This window comes from Runella aurantiaca (genome assembly GCF_003339505.1).
GTDB lineage: Bacteria > Bacteroidota > Bacteroidia > Cytophagales > Spirosomataceae > Runella > Runella aurantiaca.
Window position 1 is genome coordinate 77,566 of the sequence record NZ_QPIW01000012.1, and the last position, 16,637, is coordinate 94,202.

General features: G+C 48.0%; 12 protein-coding genes. 2 read left to right on the forward strand and 10 right to left on the reverse strand.

The features are described 5' to 3' along the window. Window positions 1–213 precede the first annotated feature (213 nt). From DVG78_RS15685 to DVG78_RS15695, 3 genes are all read right to left on the reverse strand, one after another. Entirely contained in the window at window positions 214–1,785 is a 1,572-nt protein-coding gene (locus DVG78_RS15685; RefSeq protein ID WP_114462009.1) for an N-acyl-D-amino-acid deacylase family protein, read from the reverse strand. A 217-nt stretch (window positions 1,786–2,002) separates the two neighbouring features. Continuing rightward, window positions 2,003–3,820 carry a M14 family metallopeptidase gene (locus tag DVG78_RS15690; RefSeq protein WP_114462010.1) on the reverse strand — a complete coding sequence of 606 codons (1,818 nt, stop codon included), beginning with the start codon at window positions 3,818–3,820 and terminating at the stop codon, window positions 2,003–2,005. Window positions 3,821–3,865: 45 nt separating this feature from the next. Then, on the reverse strand, window positions 3,866–5,623 hold the full coding sequence (locus tag DVG78_RS15695) for a M14 family metallopeptidase (RefSeq protein ID WP_114462011.1): 1,758 nt from the start codon (window positions 5,621–5,623) through the stop codon (window positions 3,866–3,868). 202 nt (window positions 5,624–5,825) lie between these two features. Between DVG78_RS15695 and DVG78_RS15700 the strand changes: the two genes are divergently transcribed. Further along, entirely contained in the window at window positions 5,826–6,800 is a 975-nt protein-coding gene (locus DVG78_RS15700; protein WP_114462012.1) for an ABC transporter ATP-binding protein, read from the forward strand. A gap of 127 nt (window positions 6,801–6,927) precedes the next feature. Then, the gene (locus tag DVG78_RS15705) at window positions 6,928–10,242 is read left to right on the forward strand and encodes a S41 family peptidase (protein ID WP_114462013.1); all 3,315 of its coding nucleotides are present in this window, start codon (window positions 6,928–6,930) and stop codon (window positions 10,240–10,242) included. Between the two features lie 52 nt (window positions 10,243–10,294). On the opposite strand, the gene DVG78_RS15710 is transcribed toward DVG78_RS15705, so the two are convergent. The 7 genes from DVG78_RS15710 to DVG78_RS15740 all read right to left on the reverse strand — a co-directional run bounded on the left by DVG78_RS15710 (window position 10,295) and on the right by DVG78_RS15740 (window position 16,560). After that, window positions 10,295–10,618, reverse strand: coding sequence for a type II toxin-antitoxin system VapC family toxin (locus tag DVG78_RS15710; RefSeq protein WP_114462014.1), 324 nt, complete (start codon window positions 10,616–10,618; stop codon window positions 10,295–10,297). Next, window positions 10,600–10,818, reverse strand: coding sequence for a hypothetical protein (locus DVG78_RS15715; RefSeq protein ID WP_114462015.1), 219 nt, complete (start codon window positions 10,816–10,818; stop codon window positions 10,600–10,602). Before DVG78_RS15715 ends, DVG78_RS15710 begins: the two co-directional genes overlap by 19 nt. A 53-nt stretch (window positions 10,819–10,871) precedes the next feature. Then, window positions 10,872–12,230 carry a neutral/alkaline non-lysosomal ceramidase N-terminal domain-containing protein gene (locus tag DVG78_RS15720; protein WP_114462016.1) on the reverse strand — a complete coding sequence of 453 codons (1,359 nt, stop codon included), beginning with the start codon at window positions 12,228–12,230 and terminating at the stop codon, window positions 10,872–10,874. A 123-nt stretch (window positions 12,231–12,353) separates the two neighbouring features. After that, entirely contained in the window at window positions 12,354–12,932 is a 579-nt protein-coding gene (locus DVG78_RS15725; RefSeq protein ID WP_114462017.1) for a LutC/YkgG family protein, read from the reverse strand. Between the two features lie 163 nt (window positions 12,933–13,095). Further along, complete coding sequence (locus DVG78_RS15730) at window positions 13,096–14,454, reverse strand: lactate utilization protein B (RefSeq protein WP_114462018.1); 1,359 nt, start codon at window positions 14,452–14,454, stop codon at window positions 13,096–13,098. Between the two features lie 121 nt (window positions 14,455–14,575). Then, window positions 14,576–15,310, reverse strand: coding sequence for a (Fe-S)-binding protein (locus DVG78_RS15735; RefSeq protein WP_114462019.1), 735 nt, complete (start codon window positions 15,308–15,310; stop codon window positions 14,576–14,578). Window positions 15,311–15,387: 77 nt separating this feature from the next. After that, the gene (locus DVG78_RS15740; RefSeq protein ID WP_114462020.1) at window positions 15,388–16,560 is read right to left on the reverse strand and encodes an FG-GAP repeat domain-containing protein; all 1,173 of its coding nucleotides are present in this window, start codon (window positions 16,558–16,560) and stop codon (window positions 15,388–15,390) included. Between the last annotated feature and the right edge of the window lie 77 nt (window positions 16,561–16,637).

The following is a 16,637-nucleotide window of genomic DNA, read 5'->3' on the forward strand; positions in this document are numbered from 1 at the left end:
AGCCATAATTATAAAACGAATTTGCTAATTTTCTTATATCTTACCTACACCAATTTAGTTAATGGTAATTGTATCAAGATACAGCATTTATCTGACTTACTAGCAAAATACCGAATACGTGCCAGATTCGCACCTCTAGCCTGTGTGAGAAGCAATTAAAACCTCGCCATTATGGAAAAACGCAAGGTTTGATAAAGAAAATTGGGCAGACACTTACTCCCCTTTCCGCAATACCTTTCCCGCCCGCAGTCCCGTGTGTTTTTCATTTTCTACGACCAATTCCCCGTTGACGAGGACGTACTTCATCCCGCGAGAATATTGATGGGGGCGGTCGTAGGTAGAAACGTCGATGATGGTGTTTTCGTCAAATATGAGTACATCGGCCACGCGACCAGATTGAAGCAGGCCGCGCTCTGCCAACTTGAATTTTTGGGCGGGCAACGAAGTCATCCGGCGAATGGCTTCTTCCAAAGCGATGATTTTCTTTTGACGTACGTAGTAACCCAACACGCGGGCGTTGGTGCCGTAGCCGCGCGGGTGAGGCACGCCAAAGTTATACACCCGAATGGAGGCATCGGAGGCAAACATATTTTGCGGATACCGCATGATATTTTCGACGTCCCAATCGCCCATGCCGTGAAATACCATACTAGCCCCACCTTTGACGGCCATTTCCATGATGGTCTCGGCTTCTACGGTTGCTTTGTGTTTACGCCCTTTCAGGAGATTTATCTCTTCAATATTTTTACCGTTGAGCGTGGTATCAGCGTCATAATAAGCCACTACGGCGTAGGTAAAGTGATTTTGCTTACGACGTTTGAGCGTTGCCACCATTTCTTTCACCATACGCTGACGCGTAGCGGGGTCATTGACGCGTGCTTTGATGGAATCCAATCCGCCCGCCAACGCCCAACTTGGCAATAATGTATTTAGCCCAGTGCTGCTGGCGGTATAGGGGTATTGATCAATGGTTACATCAATGCCTTCACGGCGGGCGTTTTCGACAGCCGCAATGGTCTCTTTGGAGCGCCCCCAGTTGTTTTGTCCGCTTACTTTGAAGTGCGAAATCTGAACAGGAATGGCGGCCTGCCGCCCGATATTGACGGCCTCTTCGATGGCGGTCAGGACTTCATCGCCTTCATAACGAATGTGCGAGGCATACACGCCGCCGTAGCGAGCCGCCACTTTGGCCAACCCCACGACTTCTTCGGTATTGGAATAGGTACCAGGTACGTAAATCAGCCCCGTAGCCAGACCATAGGCACCGTCTTTCATGGCTTTTTCGACGATGGCTTCCATACGCTGTTGCTCTTCGGTGGTTGCAAACCGATTGGCTGTACCCATCACGGCTTTGCGGACGTCATTGTGCCCAATCAACGACGCGACGTTGACCGATGTTTTGACACTGTCTAGTTGCTTAAAATACAGCCCTAAGTCTACGTTTGACAAACCGCAATTGCCCGTTACCACGGTGGTGACGCCATCATAAATGAAATTGTCGGCCGTAGGAAGTCGGAATTCGTCTTCTTCAATGTGGGTATGTACATCAATAAACCCCGGACTCACAATCAGCCCTTTGGCATCCAATATTTTCTTGGCGGTGGCATTCGGCCATTGGCCAACGCGCGCAATCTTGCCATTTTTGATGGCTACATCGCCGTAAAACCAAGCATTTCCGGTACCGTCTACAATTTTACCGCCGCGTATAAGTACATCATATTCTTGGGCAAAAGTTGCGATTGCAGTGAAGAAAACAAACGTGATGAGGGCGCAGAGTTGTTTCATGAAGTGGGGTTAATATTAGGTTAAACGAAGAACGTAAAAAAACGGCGCAAAAAAAATTGGTCGGCCTTTCGACCAACCAATTTATCATTTGTAGTAATGCAAAATAAAAAAACCAGTAGGGGCAGGCTTTACGTCTGCCTGATTTATAAAAACCGCAAAACCGAAGAACTGCTCGGGCAGCCCCGCGAAAAATAATAAATGTAAAATATACAGTGCTTTACAGGGTTTTGGAAACAATGCCTCCTTTGCGGCTGTCTACCTCAACGGTCCATTTGTCGGCTTTGCCTTTGACAATCCAGCGTACTTTCACGGAATTTCCGCCACCACCGCCGCCGCCAAAAAAGCCGCCGCCGCCGCCGCCACCAGATACGGTACCAGCAATGTTGGCTACTTCAATCGTTTGCGGATTGTATTTTTGTTCTCTCGTGATTCCTAAATCTTCATTTTCTACAATCATTCCCGCCAACACTTGCGCATTTTTGAGCGTGATGTAATCAGGTCGTTCGATTTTGAATCGTAAATCATGCGCGGAGTGGGTCGGAATAGCCCGTTGGTTTTGTACCACCGCCGTTACTTCCGTCAGGCCGTTGGCTAAGGCTTTGGTTTTAATATCAATGATTTCCAACTTAGGCATGTGGTAGGCATGAAGCATGGTAAAGGCCATGTTACGGTGTCCTTCTTCTTCCAACAAAAAGCCCGGCGTGTTACGAATATAGTTGCGTTTGGTTCCACCGATTTCAATATCGCCGTATTGTGGGTGTTTGATGGACTTCCATTTTACGTAACCGTCACCCAACAACAAGAACTTATCAAACTCTTCAAACTCGCTGTTTTGGTTGCGGTTTTCGGTAGAGTTTTTGTTGAACATCCGCCAAGACGTATTGATTTCGTTGGAGAACATAAACACGCCGCGCCCCAGTCCAATCCAGTCAATTTCGCCACCATACACGGTATAAAGGTCTTTCCAAAGCACATAATATTTATACCCCGGAATCATTTTCTCTCCCGTTTTTCCGATGACATCGTACACGGCAATGTCAGATTGTGGCACGTACATGGCATCTTCTTCCGCTCCAGGAGGACGCAAAAACATCCCGCCGAAATTGTGATAACTTTGGGCACCTGCAATGTTGGGATGTGAGTAGAAGAATTTCTTCACGTTTTTTGTTTCGGGCAATGTTCCCGGATAAAAAAGCGCCCCACCCTGAATATAATCAGGCTGCCAGCCCCAACCCCAGTCGCGGTTGGGGTCGTATGCGCCTGGATTGTCTTCGTTTACGCGACCATCACCGTCATTGTCAATCCCCTCAAAACCAAGCATTTCGTATTCTCCTTGCTCATCTGGCTTAGCCAAAATCATGCGCCCCGGAAAATCAGGGTCTACTTTATACCGCCCCGTTGGAGATTTGCGACGCATGGTCACGATGTTGCCATCACCATCCAAATCATCGTAGGTATCTTCATCCACCAAACCATCACCGTCGTCGTCGAGGGGCATCATGCCTGAGCGCGACGAGCTGGTGGTGTTTGATTTATAGATAAAATTTTCGTGCGCATCAGGGTTAAGTGAAGGCAATATGTAGAATGTACGTCCTTTCAACATATCGGTTACAAAATCCATTTTTCCAAAACTCTCGGCCAAGTACCAAGCCGTGTACATGGCAAACTGCGTTCCCTGCAACTCATTGGCGTGGATGTTTCCATCAATCCAAAAAGCAGGCTTACTTTCGGGTTTTCCGCTTTTAAAATCTGTAACGGTAATGACGTACATGTCACGCCCCTGAAACGATTTTCCGATGGATTCGTATTTGACCAAATCTGGATACGCTTTGGCCAATTCTTGCATCAGTTTGTTGAACCCAGCGTAGTCCATGTAATAATTCCAACCCCATTTTACTTTAGGATTGGCGGGGGTTCCAATCGCCCGCATACCGTTCAGGTCGGGGTCGGTTTGGGGTGCAGTTTGTGCAAAAGCGTTGACCGCTAAAGTGCAGCAAACGAGTGCATATATAAATGAGTGAATGTATTTTTTCATTGTTTTTACAATTAACGGATAACAAATAACGATTAACAGAAAGGCCTACTTCAACGTCACATCTGCTGATTTTACGCCTGCTGTAGGACATCCCGTTTCAATGGTCAATTTACCAGTTCCCGACACCAACCACGTGTATTCTTCCGACTCATCAGAAGCAAGTGCGGCGCGCAGGTTCAGGCGTTTACCCGACACAATGGCCTGTCCAGCTCCCAATTTCAGTTCGGTTTTTACTTTCTGAACAAAGCGAACACGGTCGCCAATTTCGGCATAGGTTGGCATCAATCCTTTATTGATAACGGTTGCCGTAATACGCGTCAGGCCGTTGCCCAAAGATTCCGTTTTTACATTTACCAGTTGAATCTCAGGCATCTGAGCGCCCAATCCTGTCAGGAACTTTACATGCTTATCGGCAGCAGCGGTCAAATAAGAGACCGGCGGGTTCAATTTAGAGAAAGGAACAATTCCGCCCACTTCCACTTTTTGGCCGGGGAAATCAGGGTGTTGAATGGTTTTCCAATCGACGTACACACCCGTCAATTTTTCTTTGTCGGCCCACTTCAGAAAACGGGCATCATCTTCACTTGCATTAGCCGTGCTTGTTGCTACGGCAGCACCACCACCGCCCATGCGTCCACCACCACCAGCAGGGCCGCCTGTGGCAGCAGGTGCAGTTGGAGAAGGGGTGGTTGGGGCCGTTGCGGCGGCTCTTTTGGTCGTATCTCTGGGGGCCTCTACTTTGGGAGTCCACCAGCCTGGGGTCGTAAAGCTATAACGACCCGCGTGGTAATAAGCCGTTTGGGAGAAATTTCCGCGTGTTTGCGGCATGGTCGGTGCGTCTTTCAAAGCCGTACGACCATTGTATAATTTTGACACCTGCTCCATCGCTTTGGCATCTTTGGCGAGTGGCCCAGTCAAAATCCGACGCGCCACTTTTGCCGCGTCAAAACGCGGAGCTTCGCTCAGGTTGTTGTTGGGGCCAAAGGTAAGAACCGCAAAAATATTGGGGGCACGATACAGGAAATCCAGTAAAGCGCGTACTTCTGGCTCCGAAGCGGCGTGTTCGCCCGAACCAGTTGTAAATATCTGATAATCAAACGTAAAGTTTTTCTCTGGGTTTACACCACCCGCACCATCTTCGTTGTATACCCCATCTTTGTCGTTATCAATGCCTTCGGTATAAACCAAATATTTACCGCTTTCACCCTTGGAAGGGTCAGCTTTGACCAGTATACGTGGGTCTTCTTTGCTCGCTACGTAGGTTCCCGCTGCATCTTCTACGCGAATCCAAGATACAACGCCATCGCCGTTGAGATCCTCAAACGGGTCTTCATCTACGCGGCCATCGCGATCGTCGTCGGTTTTGGAGTCATTGGTTGTACGTTCGTACTTTAGTTTGGCCGAAAACTGCTCCTGCGCATCGGGGTTCATGCTGGGCAGGAAATAGAAAGTCTTGGTTTCCAACAGCTTAGCAACGCTATCAGCATTGGCCGCTCCGAGCATTTTTTCGGCCGTTTGGATGGCCAATTCGCTACCTGCCAAGTGAGTGCCGTCTAGCCCAGCAACGATAAGAATGGCTGGTTTTTTGGTGGCATCTCCTTTTCCTAAGGTAAGAAGCCACAGGTCTCGACCACCGGCGCTTTTACCGATAGAACTCACAGAAGCCAATGCGTTGAACTTTGTCGAGAGGTTTTTAAGTCTGCCGGAGAGTTGTGCGTGGCTATTGTACGTCGTTTGCGCTTCCAAAGTCTGCGCAACACACGCCAATACCAGTACTCCTCCATAGAGTAATTGACGAATCATAAAGTTTGGTTTTTAGTGTTTAGTCTGGTGCAGAAAAACAGAAGTTCAAAGTCACAGGGAGTAATCTCTGTGCTTTTTATCCTTCCCCTTACACACCATTGACAAGGCAAGTTAGCTAAGAAACTTTATACCCAATAGTTTGTTGTACTTTTGAGCGATAAAAACCGAAATTTCAGAGAGGTAACCGATAGTTTTGCGAACAATGTCTTTTTTTAAACTCAATTCCGTTTCAAAAATATATCAACAACAATGGGTCGTCAAAGAAGTTAGCTTTGCGCTTTTTGAAGGTGAAATCTTTGGTTTACTGGGCGAAAGTGGCTCTGGGAAAAGCACTTTACTCCGCATTGCGGCGGGATTATTGGACCCCGACGAAGGGGACATTTGGCTTCAGGGACAAAAATTGCGCCTTGCCAGCGACCAGCTCATCCCCGGCCATCCCGACATCAAAATTGTTCATCAAGATTATAACCTTTCGGCACCGTTGACGGTCCGGGAGAACATAAATTACGCGTTACGGTACTACGAAAAAGCCTACCGCGACGAACGGGTGGACGAGTTACTCCAGCTTTGTCAACTGGAATCCGTGGCCGAACATACCGCCAAATCGCTTTCTGGTGGCGAAAAACAGCGCACCGCCATTGCCCGTGCTTTGGCCGAAGAAGCCAAAGTTTTGCTGTTGGATGAGCCTTTTGCCCATTTGGACTTACCCAACCGCCGCCGCCTCACCGAAACCATTCGAGAGCTAGCCGAACAAACGGGCATTGCCTGCATTTTTGTCACGCACGACGCCAATGATGCCCTCAGCCTCTCCACGCGCATGGGTATTTTACAACATGGAAATTTGATTCAGCTCGGTACACCAGAGATTATTTATCATTCGCCCGCCGATGCCTACGTGGCCGAACTGACGGGGGAAATAAATCTGTTGGATGCGGATTTTTTGAAAAACCATGTCCATTCTCACCTCCCCGATGGTCGCATTGCCATTCGGCCCGAAAAACTCACACTCTCCCTTTCGCCCACCATTTACGGGGTAGAAAGTGTGGTAAAACGGGTGGTGTTTGAAGGCAGTCACTACAAAATATACCTTCAAGCGGGGCCGCAACTGCTCAAAGTCAATCACCATGAAGTGGTACCTTTGGAAAAATCAGTATTTGTTGATTTACGCGCTTTATAAAATCGAAGATTGATAAGGTATAACACAAAAAACCGCAAGGATAAATTACCAGCGTACAACGGGGAAATAGATTTGGGGCGCATTGCAAATATGCGTAATTTTCAGCACAACTAAATAACCCTTCATCATGCGATTTCTACCCTTTCTAGCGTTGTTAGCTGGTTTTTGGGGCAACGGTAGCCACGCCTCCGCGCAAGGTACTCGTCTGCTGCGTCAACCCACCGTCAGCGACCGCGCCATTGTCTTTGTATATGCCGACGACCTCTGGCTCGTTGACCGCGACGGCGGCAACGCTCAACGCCTCACCACCCACGAAGGCACCGAATCTCTCCCTCATTTTTCGCCCGACGGTAGCCTAATTGCATTTTCGGCTCAGTACGCGGGCAACACCGACGTGTATGTTATTCCCGCTACAGGCGGCGAACCCAAACGCCTCACGTGGCATCCAGGCGAGGACGCCGTACAGGGTTGGACTCCCGACGGGCAAAGTGTCGTTTTTCGTTCGGGGCGCAGTGGCTATCCAACCGCCATTGCTAGGTTTTTCAAAGTCAATATTAAGGGCGGATTTCAGGAAGAACTGCCCATTCCACAAGCCCACGCGGGAGAGATTTCGGCCGATGGCCAAATGGCGGCCTACCAAACCATCGGCTTTTGGGACCCCGAATGGCGTAATTATCGCGGTGGACAGGCCCAGCCCATCTGGATTGTTGATTTAAAAACCCTTACGCTCAAAACTACTCCCCAAACCGACCGTGAGCGTCATACCGACCCCGTTTGGTACAAAGACATGGTCTACTTTCTCTCTGAACGCGATTATGCCAACAATATCTGGTCGTTCAACCCCAAAACCAATGAACTGAAGCAGGTCACCTTTCACAAAGATTTTGACGTAAAAAGTCTGGACGCTTCCAATGACCGCATCGTGTATGAACAAGGAGGCTACCTCCACCTGCTCGACCCGCAAACGGGGCAAGCCAAGCAACTGACAATCAACGTACAGGGAGATTTTACCTGGGCATTGCCCCGCTGGCAAGATGTGCGTCCGTCGGCCCTATTGAATGCGTCGCTTTCTCCCACGGGCAAACGGGCTTTGTTTGAATATCGAGGAGATATTTTTACCGTTCCCAAAGAAAACGGCGATTGGCGTAACATTAGCCACAGTTCAGGCGTGGCCGACCGCTCGCCCGTGTGGTCGCCAAGTGGTCAGAAGATTGCTTGGTTTTCGGACGCCAGCGGTGAATACCAATTGATGATTTCGGACCAAGAAGGACTCGAAAAACCGCGCGCCGTGGCCTTGCCCACTCCCACATTTTACTTTAAACCTCAATGGTCGCCCGACAGCAAATACATTTCATACACCGATACAGACTATAATTTATGGGTTATTGAAGTTGAGGGTGGGCAACCCAAAAAGATTGATACCGAGCGTTTCGCGCACCCAAATCGCAGTCTGAACCCCGTTTGGTCGCCCGACAGCAAATGGATTGCCTACGCCCGTATTTTGGACAATCAGCACAAAGCCATCAAAGTCTACAACCTTGAAACGGGCCAAACGCATCAATTGACCGACGGCCTGTCAGACGCGATTTCACCCGTATGGGACGCCAACGGTAAGTATTTGTATTTTTTAGCAAGTACTAATTTTGCGCTGAATACAGGCTGGCTTGACATGAGCTCGTACCAAATGCCCGTTACCCGTGGTGTATACATGGTTGTTTTGGCCAAAGGCGAGCCATCTCCTTTCCTGCCCAAAAGTGACGAAGAAACCGTAGAAAAAACTGAAAAGAAAGAAGAGCCACCCACCGACGACAAAGCTAAGAAAACGGACAAGAAAGGGAAAGAAGCGCCCAAAAAGGACGAAAAACCAGAACCTAAAAAGGGAGTTGTGGTAAAAATAGATCTGGACGGGCTTGACCAACGCATTCTGGCGTTGCCCAAAGTAGCGGTAAAAGATTATGACCAGATCATTGAAGGCCTCGAAGGTTCTCTGTTTTTTACCGAAAATATCCCCGACCAGCCTGGTTTTATTCTCCATAAATACACCCTCAAAGACCAGAAAAACGAAGATTTTTTGAAGGGTATTCAATACGCCGTTACCGCTCACGACCGCAAGAATCTGCTGTACCGCAGCGAAGGTTCATGGGGTATTGTAGCCACCGCCAATCCACCAAAACCGGGCGACGGAAAGCTGAACATGGCAGGCATGAAAATTCAGATTGACCCCAAAGCCGAGTATAAGCAAATCTTCCGCGAAGGCTGGCGCTACCAGCGGGACTTTCTGTATGTAAACAATACCCACGGCGCTCCTTGGAACGATGTTTATCAATGGTACTCGCCTTGGATTGACCACGTTCGCCACCGCACCGACCTCAATTACGTGGTCGATATTTTGGGCGGAGAAATTGCCGTAGGGCACTCATACACCTCAGGTGGCGATTTTCCAACCTTGGATAATAACAATCCTGCGGGACTTTTGGGCGCAGATTTTCGCATTGAAAACGGTTTTTATCGCATCAAAACCATTTTTACGGGCGAAAACTGGAATCCTGAATTGCGCGCTCCGCTCTCTGGCCCGGGCATCGACGTCAAAGAAGGTGATTATCTGCTGGAAATCAATGGCGTGCCCCTTACGGCAGAGATGGATATTTATGGTTTATTGGAAGGAACGGCCAACCGCCAAATCAAAATTCGCGTAGGTGCTACTACCGACTTAAAAACCGCTAAGCTGATTACGGTCGTACCCATTGCCAACGAAGCACAGCTCCGCACTCGCGCGTGGGTGGAAGGCAATCGCCGCAAGGTATCCGAACTTTCCAAGGGCCAGTTGGCCTACGTATGGATTCCCAATACGGGCAATGGTGGCTACGAGTTTTTTAACCGTTATTATTTTGCCCAACAGGATAAAAAGGGAGCGATTATTGACGAGCGCAACAACGGCGGCGGTTCGGCCGCTGACTATATTGTGGACGTTTTGGCCCGAAAATTACAAGGATATTTCAACAGTCGCGCCAACGACCATAAGCCATTCACAACGCCAATGGCGGGGCTTTGGGGCCCTAAAGTGATGATTATCAATGAGCGCGCTGGCTCTGGGGGTGATTTGATGCCGTTCTTGTTTCGCCAAGCCAAAGTCGGCCCGTTGGTAGGCACCCGCACGTGGGGAGGATTGGTCGGAACATGGGACACACCTCCGTTCATTGACGGTGGTCGCATGGTAGCGCCACGCGGTGGTTTTTATGATATTGACGGAAAATGGTCGGTAGAAGGTGAAGGCATTGCGCCCGATGTGGAGGTTCATCAAGACCCCGCCAAAGTAGCCAAAGGCGAAGACCCGCAACTGGAAAAATCGGTACAGGTAGCGTTGGAATTGTTGAAAACGCAAGGCGTAACGCTCAAACCCGAGCCCGAAGCACCTATTCGTTATAAAAGACCGCAGAAGTAGGTAACATCAAGCCTTGGAAAGGTTTCCCAACCTTTCCAAGGTTATTTTTTGCTTAAAGCAAATGGGCATCTATTATTTTTAAACCTGAAATCCCCTCAAAATCAGAAAGATTGTGCGTAATTAGAGTCAAATCATGCACTAACGCCGTAGCAGCGATGATGGCTTCATCTAAATCATAGATATTAGAGACTTCAACAAATTCTCGAATTTTTTCTTTGAGTGGTGAGATATAACCAAGCAGTTCTATTCGGCTGATTACCGACATATTGGGGGCTTTATTAACTACTGTATCCATGAAATCCAACCCCTTGATTGGTAGTCTTAGGCTCAAATAATCTGAGGTTACGTTGGTATCCATCAAAAATCCCTCTCCCATTCTTCTCGGCTTTGTTTGATATATTCATTCAACTTTTCGCCTTCTTCTGGACTAATACAGCCTCGAAACCGCTCTGATAATTTTTCTTTAGGTTTAGGGGCTTCTTCCCGTTTCAAAATCTTAATAATATCCATTTCTTCAAGGTTCCAAATCAAGTTCATTCCTTTAGGGTTACGGATTTCAATGAGTAATGTTTCCATGTTGGTTGATTTTTAACAAATATAACAGAAAACCAGCGCTTTTATTCCTAGCCTCACGACATCTTATCTACCAAATCGCGCACAATTTCCTGAAAATAGGCACCATTGTAAGGCCCAAACCAGTTCATGGTGAGGGTTTCGTAGGTGTCTCTTCCGTAGTATTTATCGGGGGTAATGTAGCCAATATACCCTCCGTTGAAGCTCGTAACCATCAATTTCAATCCTTTCTTTTCAGCATAGGCGCTCATTTCGGCCACCAATTCTCCCGAAAAATCACACGGAAAACCCACCATCAAAACATTACCGATGCGCATCACCTTGACATAATTGGGATAATCGCCAAAAGCCCAATGAAACACCCAAGGCCTCATGCTCAAACCCGTGGTAACTCTCGGAACCGGCTGGCGCAGCGGCAATGGGAGCGTTACCATTTGAAAAGCTGGATTTGGGAAAGGTTGGATTTGAGTAAGTTGCTTTTGTACATCGCTTTCTAAACTGTCGGCTTCGGTCCCCACTTTAACAAAGTCAGAATCGGATTCTATCCCAATTTTAGGCCCCATGCTCCCCACCGCCCCCGACATAAACAGCGCAAAATTGGCTTCTCCTTTTTCCAACGAATCTACCAACACCCCTGGGTAGTCGCGCGAGAGCACGATGTTGTCGGAACTCATAATCGTTGAATGGGCCGCGTAGGAGCACAGCAAGGCTTTTTGGCCGTCGTTTCTTACAAACTGCATGGTACGCACAAACGGGTCAATAGTCCCTTCGTCAAACGCTCGATTTCTAACACGAGCGGTATCAGCCAATTGATTGTACGCCACTGTTGCAGGTTGGAGGTCTTTTTGCGCCAAAGTCACTGCTTTAACCATCGCATCGGCAATCCACGTTACGTTTGCTTCGTTAAATTCTCCCCCAAACAACTTCCCGACAATCCCTTCGCTCCAACCACCCATGCTGTTGTGCGAGTGCGTTGCGCCAAAATAAACCTGCTCAAACGGAATTCCCGTTGCTTTGAGTTTCTCTTTGAGTTGTTCGGTAACGGCGGGCGGAATAATCAATAAATCAGCCGCAACGATAGCAGCTTTGGTGTCACCATTTTCGATGACCACCGCCCGAACATAAATAGAATCATGCACGGAGGTGTACAAAGCCCCCCGCCTTACGCCATATCCAGCCGTGGGCGTGGGTGATTTAGGCGTAAAATTCACTTTTGCCCAACCCGCTTTCAGTTGGTTAACGCCCGATGACGGTTTTCTAACTGGCAGCTCCTTCATTTGGTTCTTCCATTGTTGATAATAGGGCATTTCTTGGTAGGGCGTATCGTCGATGGTAGTCAACATACACACCAATACAACCGCAATCAGCGCGACCAGCCCGCCGAGAATTTTGAGAAGGATTTTGAGAAAACGCATTTTAGGAAGGAGCAGAAGTTTGATTTATGATGCACAAACTAAGAGAGAAATAACGACTGTACATAAAAAGGCGCAAAGAAATATAATCTCTTTGCGCCCCAGTACTTTTTATAGGATTTTTGTTTACTCCATCAAAAACGCCAACATAGACTTGGGGCCATGTGCTCCCAAGACCAAAGATTGCTCAATGTCAGCGGTTTTGGAAGGGCCCGCGATGAAGGCCCCAAACCCATAACGCTCTCCTCCAATACGGACGTAAGCATCATGCATCTTGGGGACGAGTTCTGATTTTTGAATTACTAAGGCGAGCGTTTCGGCAATAAAAGGCGTTACACGCTGCCCCATTTCGGTCTCCGTGACCCAAATAGAGCCATTTTCGGCCACCCCAAATTGGCCTTTCAAAATGGCCAAGCCCACATCTTCCAAAGAATGCGGGTCTGATTTTAGCCAACTTTCCTGCGCTACATCGGCCAACGGGTCAATGTTTGTCACAATGCGACGCCCACCAAAATGCGTTTGGATATACGCCCTGATTTCTTCCCAATCTTTGACGTACACCACCTCACCGCCAATTGCGGTCAGAACGGTCTTAAACTGTTCTACCAAATTCGCGTAAGGATTGCCAAAATTTTGAATTTCGGGCAACGGCGTCAAATCTGGTTTATTTTTGGCTACGGCAGCCAGTATTTTTTCACGACTCATTTTAATATATTTTTTTCATGCCCGAAGCATCTAAATGCAACTGAAGCAGCCGATAAATTTAGGTCAAGGTTTGGCTCTTTCTAACTCTAAACAAAGGTCAGACGATAGTCAGACCGTAGAACAGACAATTTACGATACCATTAAGTCCTTACAGGACGACAAATTAGCTCCTGTTTTTCTTGTACCATTCGCCAAACGATTCTTTCGGTGGCTCGGGCATTTCGCGTTGTTTGAACCAAGGATTGAATGAATTATTGACCACAAACGGGGCATTGGCCATGGTAAATCGACCGATTTTCCCCGACAAATGATACACGGTCGGATTAGACAATACTGCCGACATCACCTTCATGCTCAACGTTTTGGCGGTAGGAGAATGTCCGCTTTTCGTCAACACCTGACGCCATTCGTACAGCTGCTCGTGGATATTGATTTTGACGGGGCACACATTCGAACAACTGCCGCAAAGGGTACTGGCAAAAGGCAAATCGGCATTTTTGGTCATGTCCAAATTGGGCGCTAAAATGGCTCCAATCGGCCCCGCCACGGCATTGTGATAGCTGTGCCCGCCACTACGACGATACACAGGGCAGGTATTCATACACGCCCCACAACGAATACATTTGAGCGAATTGCGGAACTGCTCGCGGCCCAATTGCACCGTACGGCCGTTGTCGACCAAGACAATGTGCATTTGCTGCCCTTCGCGTGGTTTACCAAAATGACTCGAATAAGTCGTAATCGGCTGCCCAGTAGCCGAGCGCGTCAAGAGGCGTAGAAAAACGCCCAAATGTTCGCGTTTGGGAATGATTTTTTCAATGCCCATACACGCAATGTGTACATCAGCTAAGTGCGCGCCCATGTCGGCGTTGCCTTCGTTGGTGCACACCACAAACTCGCCCGTTTCGGCCACGGCAAAGTTCACGCCTGTGATGGCCACGCGACGCGTCAAAAACTTCTCGCGGAGGTTTTCGCGGGCCGCATGCGTCAATAAAACGGGATCGGCACAGCCTTCGGGTGTTCCTAAATGTTTATGAAATAATACGCCGATTTCTTCTTTTTTCCAGTGAATACACGGCAACACGATGTGGCTCGGTGGCTCGTCGGCCAGCTGCACAATGCGCTCACCCAAGTCGGTATCAATCACCTCCACACCGTTTTCGGTCAGGTATGGATTAAGGTGACATTCTTCGGTGAGCATCGACTTGCTCTTCACGATTTCCGTTACGCCTTGGCTTTTCAGAATCGAAAGGACAATTTGGTTATGCTCGTGGGCATCGGCTGCCCAATGCACTGTAATGCCGTTTTTCTGCGCATTTTTCTCAAATTCAATCAAATAATTATCTAAGTTAGACAACACATTGTGCTTGATTTGAGATGCGGTTTCGCGGAGTTGTTCCCATTCGGGGATGGCAAAGGCCGCGCGGTCGCGCTTTTGGCGCACCCACCAGAGCGTTTCGTCGTGCCAAGTAGTACGGTCAAAATCCTTATTAAACTTTTCGGCGGCGTCAGCGTGGTTCATTTTTTTCAGGTATTAAAGGTTGCTCACAACCCGATACGACAATCACGTGGCAGATTTGAGAATCTACCACCACATTCAACAATCACGTAGCAGATTTGAGAATCTACCACCACATTCGAAATCATTTCGCATTTAGAATCTCCGCGATGTGCATTACTTTGATGGGCAATTGACGACGGCGAATAACGCCCTCCAAGTGCATCAAACACGACATATCGCCTCCGGTCAGAACTTCGGTGCCGTTTTTGACGTGGTCATCTACGCGGTCGATGCCCATCCGTACCGAAACGGCTTCTTCGGCTACGCAAAATGTACCACCAAATCCGCAGCATTCATCCACCCGGTCGAGCTTTACTAACTCTAAACCAGTAACCATGTTCAATAGTTTTTCGGGTTTCGAAAATGGCGGTGCCACCAACTCCGACATCTGGGCTACGTGCAGCCCGCGCTGCCCGTGGCAACTCTGATGCACTCCTACGCGGTGCGGGAAATGAGCCGTTAAATTTTCAACCTTTAGGATATCAGTCAAAAACTCTGTGAGTTCATAAATGTGCGTCCGCACGTGCGTTGCTTCACCCTCGCGTTTGTCATCATGCAGGTGGTCTTTGATGTGCAGCACACAACTTCCCGACGGGGAAACGATATAATCAAACTCCGAGAAGTTATTGATAAACAAACGATTACAATCATGCGTCAGGTGTTCATAGCCAGAATTGGCCATGGGCTGACCGCAACACGTTTGTTTGGCAGGATACAAAACCTGACATCCAAACCTCTCTAATAATTGAAGCGTAGCAATACCCACTTGCGGGTAAAACTGGTCTACATAGCAGGGAATAAATAAGCCGACTTTCATAACACAAACTTACATTATTCCCCGCTAAAATGCTGTCCTGTGGACACCTGTAAAAGAATTTTAATGCCCCGAAAGGGTTACTTTTTTTGCTGCAAAAACACGTGCACCCCTTTTTTATTCGCCACCACAACATCAGGAAGGCGGTCGTTGTTCATGTCTTCCGTCACAACGTGCAAGCCTACGCCAGAGTTGTTGTCAATTTCGTGCGGGGCCCAAGTGGGCGTTGGGCCAGGCTTGAATTCAAACCAGTACAATACCGCTGGCTGAAACTCTCCAGGGTCGTTGCCATTGTGCGCAAAATAACGTTTCCCCGTCACCAAATCTTTTTGTCCATCGCCGTTGATGTCAACTAAACTTAGTCCGTGTGTCTGCGAAAACGCTTTATATATTTCATGCTTCGTCCAAGTTGGATTACCTTGTCCGTCTTTGCCCTGCTCATGCCACCACATGCCATAGGCGTGCGCTGAAGTGCTGATAACGTCTTTAAAGCCATCCTGATTCACATCAAGCAGGTACATTTGCGAGCAATCTTCGCCCAAATTTGCCTTATGAAATGCCCAATTGGGCTGTTTACGGTCGGAAGGTGCTTCCCACCACCCCTCTTTGATGAGCACATCCAATCGGCCATCATCGTTCATGTCTACCAAGCCAAGACCGTGGGTAAATCGGTGCGTTCCGGGAATATTCCCTTCTGCAATCACCGTTTTTTCCCATTGCGTATCGCCTTTTTTGGTGGGAGATTTCAACCAGATAATCTGTTTTGATTCAGAATCATTACCCACAATATCGGGGCGACCATCGCCGTCGATATCGCCAAAATACGGAGATTCATTGCCCAGCGATTTGCTGATTACATGTACTTTCCAGTGGCCCGGTTTATTCTGCGGGTTTTCATGCCACACCACCGGAATCCCAGGATAATCTACCCGTATCAAATCAATCCAGCCATCCTGATTGACATCCATGCTAAAATTCAAGAACGAATTACTATAGCCACCATTAACGGTAAAAGTATCTCCTTTGGCGATTTCGTGGCGCTCCCAGTTTGGGGCCTGAAACCAAAATGCCCCCGCCATGACGTCCTTTTTTCCGTCATGATTCACATCTCCCACCGCCACGCCTTCCGAAAAGAACATCTTGGTCAATACCTGTTTTTTAAAACTTACTTCTCTGCCTTTCTGCGCACAAACGGTCGTTATTCCTGCAAAAAGAGCCATGAGGGCAATCAATATTATTTTGTAATTTTTCATGTATCGGTTTGAATTAGGTGCTGAAACATAAAATGGTCAATCATTAGCTATCTACTTAATTCTGCCTTTACTTTTAT